Source organism: Pseudacidovorax intermedius (genome assembly GCF_001476815.1).
Lineage (GTDB): Bacteria > Pseudomonadota > Gammaproteobacteria > Burkholderiales > Burkholderiaceae_C > Xenophilus > Xenophilus intermedius_A.
This window is the reverse complement of sequence record NZ_LDSL01000157.1, coordinates 1-13,495: the sequence shown is the minus strand read 5'-3', so window position 1 is coordinate 13,495 and position 13,495 is coordinate 1. Positions and strand designations below refer to the sequence as shown.

Here is a 13,495-nt window from a genome sequence, read left to right as displayed (position 1 = left end):
GCACATCCGGCGGCCCGGCAGAGCCGGTTCCGCGGATGTGCTGGCGTGGCTTGCTCCGCGGCCTCTTGAGCTGAGCCTTGGCCGGCGTTCGGAGGGCTGGCGGACGGGGGGCGCTCAGGAAAATGCGACGAAGCGTTCGCGCACGTAGCGGCCCTGCTCCAGCACGTCCACGATGGCGGCAGCCAGGTCGGCGCTGGTGATGCCGGCGAGCTGGCCGTCCTTCATGGGCACCTCGTCGCCGCCGAACTGGTAGCGGCCGGTGCGCTCGCCGGGCGCCAACATGGGTGCGGGCGAGACGAAGGTCCAGTCCAGCGCCGTCTCTTCCTTTTGCAGCCGCGTGAGTTCGTCGCGCGCGGCCTGCGCGCCGGGCACCACGTTGGCCGGCACGTGGTCCTTGAACGCGGGCGTGTCCACCAGCTGCACGCCGGGCGCCACGAACAGGCTGCCCGCGCCGCCGACGGCGATCAGGCGCTTCACGCCGGCCTGCGTTGCGCCCTCGGCAATGGCCTTGGACCCCGCCAGGAACTGCTTGTACAGGTCGGGGTGTTCCCAGCCGGGATTGAAGGCGCTGACCACGGCATCGGTGCCGGCCACGGCCTTGGCGACCTGGGCCGCATCCAGCACATCGGCCTGCACCACCGTGAGGCCCGCGCGGGCCGCCAGCTTGGACGGCGTGCGCGCCACGGCACGCACTTGATGGCCACGGGCGAGCAGTTCTTCGAGCAGGGCGGCACCGACGAAGCCGGTGGCGCCGATCAGGGCGACGTTCATGGTTCTTCCTTTCCTGGCGCGCAGGCCGCGCCGCGTGATGACGATGGGTGCCAGCTTATGGACTTCACGATCCGACCAGAAGTCTGAGAATCCAGACAATTTCATTTAGCCCAACTTCACAATGGACGACCTCAAGCGGCTCGCGCTCTTCGCCGAGGTGGTGCGCAGCGGCTCCTTCAGCGCCGCCGCCCGTCGCCTGGGCGTGAGCACCTCGGCCGTGAGCCAGCAGCTGCGCGCGCTGGAGCAGGCCCATGGCGTGACGCTGCTGCACCGCACCACCCGCAAGCTGGCGTTGACCGAGGCCGGGGCGCGCTTCGCCGTCCATTGCCAGCGCATGGTCGAAGCGGCCGACTTGGCCCGCGCACAGCTTGCGCTGGCACGCGAGGCACCGGAAGGCGAGTTGCGCGTGTCCGCGCCCGTGGGCTTTGCCCGGCACCTGGCGCCCGCGCTGGCACCGCTGCTGGCCGCGCATGCCGCGCTGCAGCTGCGGCTGCAGGTGGACGACGCCCTGATCGACCTGGTCGACGCCCGCATCGACCTGGCCCTGCGCGCCGGCCGGCTGCCCGATTCGGGCTGGGCCGCGCGGCGACTGTGCGACTTCCAGAGCCTGGTCTGCGCCGCACCCGCCTACATCGCCGCCGCCGGCATGCCGCGCCTGCCGGAAGACCTGGCGGCGCACCAATGGGTGGGTGCGCCGCGCGACGGCCGCACGATGGCGCTGTCGCTCGCGGGCGCGGGCGGCGCGACGGTCGAGCAGACGGTGCCGGTGCGCGTGACCAGCAACAACCAGCTCAGCCTGCACCAGATGGCGGCCAGCGGCCTGGGCCTGGTGCTGGCGGTGCGCGCCGACGTGGAAGAGGACCTGCAGGCCGGCCGCCTGGTGCCCGTGCTGCCGCAATGGCAGCCGCCCGCCCTGCCCGTGTGGGCCGTGACGCCGCAGCGCGACGGCCAGCCGGCCAAGGTGCGCCATGCCATCGAGGCCATCGCGGCCCACCTGCGCGGCCTGCCCGGCGTGCGCGACGCCGGCGCGTCGGCCCCGCTCAACGCGGCATGACGAGGTCGTCCAGCTCGCGGTAGTCGGGCAGCGTGGTGTCGATGGCGCGGCCGGCGCGGATCACGGCGCGGTCGAAGGGCGCGCGGGCCAGCAGCTCGGAATAGCTGCGGGCGCGCAGCACCGTCAGGTCGGCCGGGTTGCCCACGCGCAGCAGGCCAAAGCCATCCAGGCCCATGATCCGCGCCGGCGTGGCGCTGGCGGCGCGGATCCAGTCCGCGAAGGGATGGTCCAGGTGCAGGATCTTCACCGCCTGGGTGTAGGTGTCCAGCATGTCGTGGTCGCCATAGGCATAGAAGGGATCGCGGCAGTTGTCGCCCGCCACGGCCACCGGCACGCCTGCGGCCTTGAGCTCGTGCATGACCGTCACGCCCCGCCAGCGCGGCGTGCGAGTGGCCTCCGTGCTGCGGTCCTGCAGGTACATGTTGACCGTGGGCAGGCTGACGATGGCGATGCCGGCCTCGCGGCAGGCGGCAATCGTCTCCGCGATAAATTCGTCGGTCTGCAGGGCCAGCGAGGTGCAGTGCCCGCACAGGATGCGGCCCTTGAAGCCCTGCGCCAGGGCCACCTTCGCGATGCGGATCAGCGAGCGGGCGCGCGGATCGGTGGATTCGTCCACGTGCAGGTCCACGTCCAGGCCGCGCTCGGTGGCCAGCCGGAAGACGGCCGCCATGCCCTCGTCGATCTCGGGCGGCGTGGCCTCGGCCGGGTGGCGCTGCGAGCGGGTGACGCAGCCCAGGTTGCCGCCGCTCTCGGCCACCACGTTGGCCAGGTGCACGCCCTCCTCGCCCAGGAAGATGTCCACCGGCGCGATGGAGGACACCTGCAGCGCGATGCGCCCGGCCCAGCGCTCGCGCATCTCGCGGAACACCGGGAAGGAGATGTCGGCCTGCGGCGCCAGCGAATCGAGGTGCGTGCGGATGGCCGACACGCCCTTGGCATAGGCGGTGCGCAGCGCGAAGTCCATGCGGCGGCGCACGTCCTCGGCATGCCAGTTCTTCGTGCGGTCCGCCATGGTCGCGCGCGAGGCGCCCGCACCGTCGCCGGTGGGGTTGGCCTGGCGCGGCCAGATGTGGCCCTTGTCCAGGTGGGTGTGCAGGTCGACGAAGCAGGGCAGCGCCAGCGCGTCGTCCAGATGCGGCCCGCGCTCGGGCGCCAGGCTGCCGGCCGGCGCGATGGCGGCGATGCGGCCGGCCTCGATGGCCAGGTCCAGCGCCACCAGGTCGCCGTCGCCTGCGGGTGCGAGCCGGTCGGCCGCCGGGTCGTCGATCAGGCAGCGCGGCGCACGCACATGGCGCAGGGCATAGGTGCCGCCCTCGGGCGGCTGGAAGAAGGCGTGGGTCATCTCGATCAAGTTTCCATGACGCTCGGTTTGACTCCCTCTCCCCTCGCGGGAGAGGGCTGGGGAGAGGGGGCTGCGGCGGTCGTGAGGTGCACGGTCGTTCCGACGCAAGCGCCCCCTCTCCCCAACCCCTCTCCCGCGAGGGGAGAGGGGCTCAAGAAAGCACGCGGGCCCAGGCGTCCGGTTTCGGTCTCAGGTTCTTTTTCCACCCACGAACTGCATCGTGTAGGCGGACTTCACGTCCAGCCCCGGCGCCAGGGCGCCCGCGGCCACCATCGCATCGTAGAAGCGTTGCCAGCGCGCCGCACTCATCGCGCCGATGCCCCCGGCGGCCTGTGCCTCGGGCGTCTCGACGATGCCGTACTGGCGCATGGCGCCGATGGCGTAGGCGATGACGTCGTCGCCCATCTGCGGGTTGTGCTTCTTGATGAGGGCATTGCCCGGCGCCGGGTCGCCGTTCAGGTAGCTCTTCCAGCCCTTGGCCGTGGCGTCAACGAAGCGCTGCACCAGCTCCGGCTGCTCTTTCACCATCTTGGGCGTGGCCATGGTCACGCTGGCGTAGTTGTCGAAGCCCTGGTCGGCCAGCAGGTGCACCACCGGCTCCACGCCGGACTTGCGGGCATTGAAGGGCTCGCTGGTCAGGTAGCCCTGCACCGTGGACTGCTTGTCCACCAGCCAGGGCGCGAGGCTGAAGGCATAGGGCTTGAGCTGGTCGTCGGTGAGGCCGTACTTGGCCTTGAGCCACAGCCAGTAGGTCTGCCGGCCGGTGGTGGCCACGAACAGCGGCTTGCCCTTGAGGCCGGCCAGCGTGTCGCTGCCGGTGCCGGGGTGCGACATCAGCACGCGCGGGTCCTTCTGGAAGAAGGCGGCGACGGCCACGGCGGGCAGCTTGTCCTTGGCATAGGCGAAGGCGCGGAAGCCGTCGGCCTCGGCGAAGTCGGAGCTGCCGGCCATGAAGAGCTGCACGGTGTTGACCTGCGGGCCGCCGGGGCGGATCTCCACCTCCAGGCCGTGCTCCTTGTAGATGCCGGTGGCGGCCGCCTGGTACATGCCGCCATGCTCGGCCTGGGCCAGCCAGCCAGTCTGGAAGCTCACCTTGGTCAGGCCCTGCGCATTGGCGCGCGGCAGGAAGGCGGGCATGCCGGAGACGAATGCCGCGCCGCCGAGCGCGGCCAGGGTCTTGCGGCGGGTGAGATGGTGGGCGGTGTTCATTGGGGAGTTCCTCGGGCGGAGATGGTGGGGCCTGACAGGGAAATCGGGATGGATGGGTAACCGACCAACCGTTCGGGCTGAGCTTGTCGAAGCCCTGCGCAGCGCTTCGACAAGCTCAGCGTGAACGGATCGAGGGCGTGCACGTGTCGATGGAGTCGGGGTCGATGAGACAGATGTCGATGACTGACTCACACGTCAGCGCGCTCCGCCGCCTCTGCCCGTCTGAACCGCCAGCCGGCGCTGGGCAGATCGCCGCCCTTGCTCTCGCGCGCTGCGGCCTCGTCGAAGCGCAGCTTGCCGGGGTTCATCAGGCCGTGCGGGTCCATGGCCTGCTTGAAGGCGCGGTCCTCGGCGTCGACCGACTTCATGCCGCCTTCCTTCACCAGGAAGGTGTGGTTGTTGGCCACCATGGCGCCGTCCTCGGCCATGCCGCGCATGACCTCGGCCAGGTGTTCGTCGCCCTCGTAGCGGAAGAAGGGCGAGCCCTGGAAGCTCAGCTTGCCGTCGAAGCGCTTGGCCTCGAAATGCATGCCCAGCAGATGGCCGAAGCGGCGGTGGCTGCGGCGGATGGCGCCCACCAGGTCCGGGTCGAGGTACAGGCCGACGTTGCTGACCACCTCGGGATGGTCGCGGTTGACGTGCAGGCGCGTGTGGCCCCAGGCCAGCTCGTAGATGGGCACGCGGTACGGGCCCTGCCCCTCGGCGGCGACGCTGGCGACATGGCCGCCGAACTCGGCGACCAGGGCGTCGAAGGCCGCCATGAAGGGCTCGGCCACCATGGCCAGCACCATGCCGTCATGGTCTGCACCGCCCATGTCCTTGAGCATGCGCATCATGCGCCAGATGGGCCCGCCGAGCACGCTCACGAGCTTCTTGACGATGCCGTCGGAGGTGGAGAGCGCATGCGCGAACTCCACCGCCGTCATGAACTCCGGGAAGGTCACCACCGCCTCGCGCCAGTCCCAGGCGGGCGCCAGCGGCATCTCGATGGCCGTGATGATGCCGTTGCTGCCGTAGGCATGGTGCACGCGGTTGACGGCATCGCCGCGCAGTTGCACCGTGCGCGGTTCTTCCTCCACGCTCACCACCTCGAGGCCGAGGATGTTGCCGCGGTCGCGCAGGATGCCCCAGGCGCAGCTGCCGACACCGGCATGGCCGCCGCCGACGAAGCCGCCCAGCGTGGCCACGCGCTTGGTGGAAGGATGGATGCGCAGCTCCCAGCCGCCCGGCCGCGTGGCCTCGTCGATGGCGGCCATGCGCGCGCCGGGCTCGGCCCGCACGCGGGCGCCGTCGACGGCCAGCACGCGGTCGAGCGCCGTCATGTCCACCATGGCGCCGCCGGCGAGCGGAATGCCCTGGCCGAAGTTGCAGGTGCCGGCGCCGCGCATCACCAGCGGCATGCGGGTGCGCGCCGCGGCCGAGGCCACGCGCAGCACGTCCGCCCGGTCGCGCGGCTGCACCAGCACGTCGGCGACGTGGCGCAAGGCGTCGTCCTTCATCACGGGGCTGAAGTTGGCCGTCATGTCGCGGCTCTTGCGCCGGACGATGTCGGGATCGGAAATGGCGGGCACGTCGCCCAGCGCGGCCAGGAAGGCGGCGGTGTCATGCATGGCGTGGCTTCTCCACAAACAGTCGGTTGAGGTTGTGGCGCCGTCGCTGCGGGGCGGTTCAAGTCGCCGGGCGCCATCTGCGTGCGGATGCACGGATCTGGCGCACGGACCCTGGGCTGGACACGTCGTCGGGGCGAATCGAGCAAAGAGCATGCCACTGCGTGCATCTGCACACAAAGAGGGATGGCAGGCGTCGCCGCCGCGGCTACATTGGCGGGGCCGCGGGCGGAGGCGCGGCCCCCATGGAACTCGAAGACCACATCTTCTTTCTCTGCACCCAGGTGGTGTACCGGCGCGACCGCGCCCTGCAGGACGTGCTGCGGCCCTACGGCCTGCTGACCACCGAATGGCGCACGCTGGGCACGCTGCAAAGCCGCGGCCCGATGGCGATGCAGGAGCTGGCCCAGTGGACAGCCTACGAGCGCACGCGCCTCACGCGCATGCTGCACGGGCTGGAGGAGCGCGGCCTGGTGGCCCGCGGCGGCGCCGAGCACGACGGCCGTGCGGTGGTGGTCGCCATCTCGGCCAAAGGACGACGCCTGTACGCCCGGGCCGAGAAGGCGGTGGGCGCGCTCACCGACGACATCCTCTCGGCCTGCGCACCGGCCGAGGTGGACCGCATGCGGGCAGCACTGCAGGCGATGCGCGAGCGCCTGATCGACATGCAGTATTGATAAGCCGAGCGCCGGCATCGGCCCCCGGTGACCTGTCCGACACGGGATGCGGCCTCCGGCCTATCGGGCGCCGCGCGCATGCCCCTAGGGTGAACCCTTCGTACTTCCCACCCCTACACGAAAGGAACACCCATGACTGATTCGCTCAAGGACCTCAAGGTCGCCATCCTCGTCGCCGACGGTTTCGAACAGGTCGAGATGACCGAGCCGCGCAAGGCGCTCGACCAGGCCGGCGCCAAGACGCAGATCGTCTCGCCCATGAAGGGCCAGGTGCAGGGCTGGAACCACCACGACAGGGCCGACAAGTTCACGGTGGACGTGGCCCTGGACGGTGCCAAGCCCGACGACTTCGATGCGTTGCTGCTTCCTGGCGGCGTGGTCAACCCGGACGCCCTGCGCCTGGAGCCCAAGGCCATCGCCCTCGTCAAGGCTTTCGCCGATGCCGGCAAGCCCATCGCCGCCATCTGCCACGGCCCGTGGACGCTGATCGACGCCGGCGCGGTGAAGGGCAAGCAGATGACGTCCTGGCCTTCGCTGAAGAACGACCTGTCCAATGCGGGCGCACGCTGGGTGGACCAGGAAGCCGTGGTCGATGGCCAGTTGCTGACCAGCCGCAATCCCAAGGACATTCCGGCGTTCAATCGCGAGATGGTGAAGCTGTTCGCCGCGGCGGTGGCGCACGCCTGACGACTGCGCGGAAATGACTTGGAAAGGACGGGTTGCGGCGCGATGGCTGGCAGCTCGCCCGTTCGCCCTGAGCTTGTCGAAGGGCTTGGATCCGTATACGCCCCGGCTTCGACAGGCTCAGCCCGAACGGGTGGGGAGCCATCTTCACTCGTAACTGCGTGCGTCCTCGATGACTTTGCCGTCGTTCGGCAGGCTTCCAGGCGCCTCGACGCGCACGTCGCCGCGCAGCTTGGTCACGTCGCGGATGGCGGCGGACAGGCGCTCCGGTAGCCCTTCCGGGACCTGGCCGCATTCGACGATGAGCGTCATGCGGTCATCACCCGTCGCACCCTCGACCACGAGCCGCGCCCGCGCGACCTCGGGGAAGCGTCGCACGATGTCCGCCACCTGCCCCGGATGCACGAACATGCCGCGGATCTTGGTGGTCTGGTCGGCGCGGCCCATCCAGCCCCTGATTCGCTGGTTGGTGCGGCCCGTGGGGCACGCGCCCGCCAGCACTGCGGACAGGTCGCCGGTGCCGAAACGCACCAGCGGGTAGTCCGCATTGAAGGTGGTCACCACCACCTCGCCCACCTCGCCGTCCGGCACCGGGTCGCCAGTGCCGGGCCGCACGATCTCCACCAGTACGCCCTCGTCCACCACCAGGCCCTCGCGCGCCTCGGTCTCGTAGGCGATCAGGCCCAGGTCGGCCGTGGCATAGCACTGCAGGCCCTCGACACCCAGGCCGGCCAGGTGGGCACGCAGGCTGGGCGGAAAGGCCTCGCCCGACACCATCGCCCTTGTCAGTGATGGCAGGCGCATGCCCTTGTCGGCGGCCTTCTCCAGCAGGATCTTGAGGAAGCTGGGCGTGCCCGCATACCCATCGGGCCGCAGGTCGGCCATGGCCTCCAGCTGCTGCTCGGTCTGGCCCGTGCCGCCCGGGAACACGCTGCAGCCGAGTGCATGCGCGCCGCTTTCCATCATGGTGCCGGCCGGCGTCATGTGATAGCTGAAGCTGTTGTGCACCAGATCCCCGGCGCGAAAGCCAGCCGCGAAGAGCGCACGCGCGACGCGCCAGTGGTCGCCGTGCGCGCCCTGGGGTTCATAGATGGGCCCGGGGCTGGCGAAGACGCGCGGCATGGCCGGCCCGCGCGCCACGGCGGAAAAGCCGCCGAAGGCGTCGTCCGCACGCCGCGCCTGCTGCAGCGCCAGCAGTTCGCTCTTGCGCGTCACGGGCAGTTGGGCCAGCGCCTTCCGCGTGTGGACTGCCGCGGCATCGACGCCCTGCAGGATGCGGCCGAAGGCCGGCGCCTTCTGCTGCGCATGGCGGATCTGCGCCGGCAGCGCGGCCAGCAGTGCGGCTTCGCGCGCTTCGGGCGCACGGGTCTCGAGGTCGTCGTAGAAGTCGGTCATGGCGGACAGGGCGGCGCTTTCTTTGGGATGTGGGGCTTCCTCAGGCCAGCCAGCGCTTGCGGCGCTTGTAGCTCTTGACGTCGCGGAAGCTCTTGCGGTCGGCGCCGCCCATGCCGAGATAGAACTCCTTCACGTCCTCGTTCTCGCGCAGGCTCTCCACCGGGCCGTCCATCACCACCCGGCCACTCTCCAGGATGTAGCCCTCGTGCGCATAGCGCAGGGCCATGCGCGTGTTCTGCTCGGCCAGCAGGAAGGTCACGCCCTCCTTGGTGTTGAGGTCCTTCACGATCTCGAACACCTCTTCGACGATCTGTGGCGCCAGGCCCATGGAGGGCTCGTCCAGCAGCACCATGCGCGGGTTGGCCATCAGCGCACGGCCGATGGCGCACATCTGCTGCTCTCCGCCGGAGGTGTAGGCGGCCTGGCTGCTGCGGCGGGTCTTGAGCCGCGGGAAGTAGGTGTAGACCTTCTCCAGCGTCTGCGCCACCGCCGCGCGGCCGTCGCGGCGCGTGTAGGCGCCGGTCATCAGGTTCTCCTCGATGCTCAGGTGCGCAAAGCAGTGGCGGCCTTCCATCACCTGGATGACGCCGCGCTCCACCAGCGCCGCGGGGCTGAGGTTCTCGATGCGCTCGCCGCGCAGCGAGATGCTGCCCTTGGTGACCGCGCCGCGCTCGGCCTGCAGCAGGTTGGACACCGCCCGCAGGGTGGTGGTCTTGCCGGCGCCGTTGGCACCGAGCAGCGCCACGATGCTGCCTTCGGCCACGCGCAGCGACACGCCCTTGAGCACCAGGATCACATGGTTGTAGATGACCTCGATGCCGTTGACGTCGAGGAACTCGCGGCGCTCGGGGGCGGTGCTGGCGTTGGGCATGGCGTGGGCTCGTCGTGGCGCGCGGGGCCGCTCAGGAACAGCTGCGCGGCGTGATCTTCTTGTCCGTCGCGTACTTGGCCGCCAGTTCCTTGACCAGCGGATCGACCAGCGACTTGTCGGCCTGGTACCAGTCGGAGGTGATGTTCCACTTGCCACCGTCCCACTGCACGATGCGCGCCCAGTCGGTGCCCATGTGGTTGGCGCAGGAGGTCTTGACCGGCCGCATGATCTCGCCGAAGCCCAGGGCCTTGAGCTTGTCGGCCGTGAGGTCCAGGTTCTCGAATCCCCACTTGACCTGCTCGGGCGTCATCACCTTGCCCTTGCCGAACTTCTCCTGCGCGGCGCGGATGGCCTCCACCTGCAGCATCGAGATCATCATGCCGCGGGTGTGGGCCAGCGTGCCGATCTCGCCGGCGCCCGAGGCCGTGCCGTCGTTCTTGTCGTAGACGAACTTCTTCAGGTCGTCGTGCACCTTGTCGCGCGCGGCGCTGTTGTGGATGGTGATGGCGTTGTAGCCCTTGGCGCCGGCGCCGATGTCCTTGACGTCGTGGTCCGAGCCGGCCCACCAGATGGCGTAGATCTTGTCGCGCGCGTAGCCGGTGGCCTGCGCCTCGCGCACCGCCGCGGGCGTCATCACGCCGGCGGACCACAGCAGCACGTAGTCGGGCCGCTGCTGGCGGATCTGCAGCCAGGTGGACTTCTGCTCCACGCCGGGCGGCGTCACGGGCAGCAGCAGCAGCTCGAAGCCGTCCTTGGCGGCGCGCTTCTGCAGCAGCGGGATCGGCTCCTTGCCGTAGGGCGAGTCGTGGTAGACCAGCGCGATCTTCTTGCCCTTGAGGCTGCCCTTCTCCTTCTTGAGGATGTCCTGGATCATCACGTCGGCCGCCGTCCAGTAGGTGCCCAGCAGCGGGAAGTTCCATTCGAAGACCGTGCCGTCCACCGACTGCGACAGGCCGTAGCCCACGGTCTGCACCACGCGCTTGTCGACGAAGGCCTTGTCGGTCACGGCGAAGGTGATGCCGGTGGACTGGGTGTCGAAGCCCGACGCGCCGCCGCCCTTGTTCTTCAGGCGCTCGTAGCACTCCACACCCTTGGCGGCGTCGTAGGCGGTCTCGCATTCCTCGTAGCTGATCTTGACGCCGTTGACGCCGCCGTCGCGCGCATTGACCAGCTTGAGGTAGTCCTGCTTGCCGTCGGCCCACGGGATGCCCAGCGGCGCGAACTGTCCGGTGCGGTAGACCAGCAGCGGCACGAACTGCTCGGCCGGCTGCTGCGCCTGCGCGAGCGGTGCGGCCAGCATCGACAGGCCGGCGGCGGCGCCGGCGACGGTGGCAACGAACTTCATCAGCTTCATGGTTGTCTCCTCGGTGGATGCGCGCCGGACTGGCGAGCGTTGGGGTGATCGGATTGCCCCCCGGAAAGCGCAGCGCGCACGGCGCGAAAGGCCGCGGCGCAGGCCATGCCAGGGCACCCGCGGAACTGGCTTTGCCAGGCCGCCGGGTGCGCCCCCTGCGGGGGTTGGCGGAGCGCGAAGCGCGCAGACTGGGGGTGGGCCATGTTCAATGGGGGAAGGGCCAGAGCCGGAGCTTCTCGCGCGCGGTCAGCCACAGCCGTGCGAGCCCATGTGGCTCGACGATCAGGAAGAACACGATCAGCGCGCCGAAGATCATGTGCTCCAGGTGCGAGGCCGTGGCGGTCGACAGCGGCAGGCCCAGCCAGTGCGGCACGTAGTTCAGCAGCAGCGGCAGCAGCACCATGAAGGCCGCGCCGAAGAAGGCGCCCGAGATGGAACCCAGCCCACCGATGATGACCATGAACAGCAGCTGGAAGGAACGGTCGATGGAGAAGGCCGCCGGCTCCCACGAGCCCAGGTGCACGAAGGCCCACAGCGCCCCGGCCACCCCCACGATGAAGGAGCTGACCGCGAAGGCCGACAGCTTGGCGTAGACCGGCCGGATGCCGATGACCGCGGCCGCCACGTCCATGTCGCGGATCGCCATCCACTGCCGGCCGATGGCACCGCGCACCAGGTTCTTGGCCATGAGGCCGACCACGCACACCAGGCCCAGGCACAGCAGGTACTTCTGCACCGGCGTCTCCACCGGCAGGCCGAAGAAGGACAGCGTGCTCACGCCCACCGAGCCCGAGGGCGAGTCGTTGGTGACCCACCTGGCCCGGTTGGTGAACCAGTCAGTGAAGAACTGCGCCGCCAGCGTGGCCACCGCCAGATACAGCCCGCGGATGCGCAGGCTGGGAATGCCGAAGAGCACGCCGAACACCGTGGCCGCCGCCCCGCCGCCGATCAGCGCCAGCAGCAGCGGCATGCCCTCGATGCGCACCTGCAGGTTGTAGGCTGCGTAGGCGCCGATGGCCATGAAGGCGCCGGTGCCCAGCGAGATCTGTCCGCAATAGCCCACCAGGATGTTGAGCCCCAGCGCCGCCAGCGCCAGGATCAGGAAGGGGATCAGCACCGCGCGGAAGAGGTAGTCGCTGGCCAGCAGCGGCATCGCCACGAAGGCCACCGCGAGCAGCACCAGCATGGCCACCCGGTCCTGCAGCACCGGGAAGATCTGCAGGTCGGCGCGGTAGCTCTGCTTGAACTGGCCGTTTTCTCTGTACAGCATGTCGGTGCCTCGGGTCAGACCCTGTCAATGATCTTGTCGCCGAAGAGCCCTTGAGGGCGCAGCAGCAGGAAGCCGAGGGCGAGCACGTAGGCGAACCAGTTCTCGATACCGCCGCCCAGCATGGGCCCGATGTAGATCTCGGACAGCTTCTCGCCCGCGCCGATGATGAGACCGCCGACGATGGCGCCCGGCACCGAGGTGAGCCCGCCGAGGATCACCACCGGCAGCGCCTTGAGGGCCACCAGCGAGATGGAGAACTGCACGCCCAGCTTGGAGCCCCAGATGATCCCGGCCACCAGCGCGACGATGCCGCCGATGGTCCACACGATGACCCAGATGCGCGACAGCGGGATGCCGATGGACTGCGCGGCCTGGTGGTCGTCGGCGACGGCGCGCAGGGCGCGGCCGGTGGGCGTCTTCTGGAAGAAGAGGGTGAGGCCAATGACCAGCAGCATCGACAGCAGGGCGGCGTAGAGGTCCTCCTTGTTGACCAGCAGGCCGCCCTCGAAGGTGTTCTCCAGCACCATCATCGGGTCCTTGGGCATGCCGACGTCGATCTTGTAGGTGGCGCTGCCGAAGAGCAGCTGGCCCGCGCCGTCGATGAAGTAGGCGATGCCCAGCGTGGCCATGAGCAGCGCGATGGGCTCCTGGCCCACCAGCGCGCGCAGCGCCAGCCGCTCGATGAGCCAGGCCAGCACGGCCATGAGCGCGACGGCGGCGACGAGCGCGAGGATGTTGGCCAGCACCAGGCTGTCGAAGCCGAACCAGCGCGGAAACCATTCCGAGAAGCGCGCCATGGCCAGCGCCGCGAACAGCACCATGGCGCCCTGCGCGAAGTTGAAGACGCCCGAGGCCTTGAAGATGAGCACGAAGCCCAGGGCCACCAGCGCGTAGAGCATGCCGGCCATCAGGCCGCCGATGAGGGTTTCGAGAAAAAAGCCCATGGTTTGTTGGTGGCTCGCTGGTGGGGTCAGGGCTTGTGGGCCCGGTTGTGCCGCTGTTTCCGGTGGCAGGTCGTCTGGGCGGCACAGCCCGCGCGAGTGCCGCGCGTAGCCAAGCGCCCTGCGGCCCGCACCTCGAAGAGTGAGCGGAGGTCGCACGCGGCTGGGCGCTGGCGCGTGGAACCAACCCCAGCCGTTTCTGGCCGAGGGCTGTGCGGGGCCGGGGCGGCGCGCCTGTGAAGCGCCGAGAAGCGCAGTGCAGCCGGCCGCAGGCCTGCCGAAGGACAGGCCTGCTTCGTGATCTGACTCGCGGCAGTTGT

The 13,495-nt window shown here is 69.7% G+C and carries 12 protein-coding genes; 3 read left to right on the top strand and 9 right to left on the bottom strand.

The window, feature by feature from the left end:
• Nucleotides 1-114: 114 nt before the first annotated feature.
• Nucleotides 115-771, bottom strand: coding sequence for an NAD(P)-dependent oxidoreductase (locus NS331_RS21760; protein WP_058644037.1), 657 nt, complete (start codon nt 769-771; stop codon nt 115-117).
• A 121-nt stretch (nt 772-892) separates the two neighbouring features.
• Between NS331_RS21760 and NS331_RS21755 the strand changes: the two genes are divergently transcribed.
• A complete protein-coding gene (locus NS331_RS21755; protein WP_058644036.1) occupies nt 893-1,825 on the top strand; it encodes a LysR family transcriptional regulator in 933 nt (310 codons plus the stop codon).
• Here NS331_RS21755 and NS331_RS21750 read toward each other — a convergent pair.
• The 3 genes from NS331_RS21750 to NS331_RS21740 form a co-directional block, all read right to left on the bottom strand.
• Nucleotides 1,812-3,167, bottom strand: coding sequence for a cytosine deaminase (locus NS331_RS21750; protein WP_058644035.1), 1,356 nt, complete (start codon nt 3,165-3,167; stop codon nt 1,812-1,814). The two genes, NS331_RS21755 and NS331_RS21750, sit on opposite strands and share 14 nt — an antisense overlap.
• A 189-nt stretch (nt 3,168-3,356) precedes the next feature.
• Nucleotides 3,357-4,376, bottom strand: a complete 1,020-nt coding sequence (locus NS331_RS21745; protein WP_058644034.1) for an ABC transporter substrate-binding protein — start codon at nt 4,374-4,376, stop codon at nt 3,357-3,359.
• A gap of 188 nt (nt 4,377-4,564) precedes the next feature.
• Nucleotides 4,565-5,986, bottom strand: a complete 1,422-nt coding sequence (locus NS331_RS21740) for an FAD-binding oxidoreductase (RefSeq protein ID WP_058644033.1) — start codon at nt 5,984-5,986, stop codon at nt 4,565-4,567.
• A 242-nt stretch (nt 5,987-6,228) separates the two neighbouring features.
• On the opposite strand from NS331_RS21740, the gene NS331_RS21735 reads away from it, so the two are divergent.
• Nucleotides 6,229-6,660, top strand: a complete 432-nt coding sequence (locus NS331_RS21735; RefSeq protein WP_058644032.1) for a MarR family winged helix-turn-helix transcriptional regulator — start codon at nt 6,229-6,231, stop codon at nt 6,658-6,660.
• Nucleotides 6,661-6,792: 132 nt separating this feature from the next.
• Nucleotides 6,793-7,347 carry a type 1 glutamine amidotransferase domain-containing protein gene (locus NS331_RS21730; RefSeq protein WP_058644031.1) on the top strand — a complete coding sequence of 185 codons (555 nt, stop codon included), beginning with the start codon at nt 6,793-6,795 and terminating at the stop codon, nt 7,345-7,347.
• Nucleotides 7,348-7,491: 144 nt separating this feature from the next.
• On the opposite strand, the gene NS331_RS21725 is transcribed toward NS331_RS21730, so the two are convergent.
• From NS331_RS21725 to NS331_RS21705, 5 genes are all read right to left on the bottom strand, one after another.
• Nucleotides 7,492-8,739 carry a phenylacetate--CoA ligase family protein gene (locus tag NS331_RS21725; RefSeq protein WP_058644030.1) on the bottom strand — a complete coding sequence of 416 codons (1,248 nt, stop codon included), beginning with the start codon at nt 8,737-8,739 and terminating at the stop codon, nt 7,492-7,494.
• 40 nt (nt 8,740-8,779) lie between these two features.
• Nucleotides 8,780-9,610 carry an ABC transporter ATP-binding protein gene (locus NS331_RS21720; protein ID WP_058644029.1) on the bottom strand — a complete coding sequence of 277 codons (831 nt, stop codon included), beginning with the start codon at nt 9,608-9,610 and terminating at the stop codon, nt 8,780-8,782.
• Between the two features lie 31 nt (nt 9,611-9,641).
• Entirely contained in the window at nt 9,642-10,964 is a 1,323-nt protein-coding gene (locus tag NS331_RS21715) for an ABC transporter substrate-binding protein (protein ID WP_058644028.1), read from the bottom strand.
• A gap of 205 nt (nt 10,965-11,169) precedes the next feature.
• Nucleotides 11,170-12,234: a branched-chain amino acid ABC transporter permease gene (locus NS331_RS21710; RefSeq protein ID WP_058644027.1), complete on the bottom strand. Its 1,065-nt coding sequence runs from the start codon at nt 12,232-12,234 to the stop codon at nt 11,170-11,172.
• A gap of 14 nt (nt 12,235-12,248) precedes the next feature.
• Nucleotides 12,249-13,178: a branched-chain amino acid ABC transporter permease gene (locus NS331_RS21705; RefSeq protein ID WP_058644026.1), complete on the bottom strand. Its 930-nt coding sequence runs from the start codon at nt 13,176-13,178 to the stop codon at nt 12,249-12,251.
• Nucleotides 13,179-13,495: the final 317 nt, after the last annotated feature.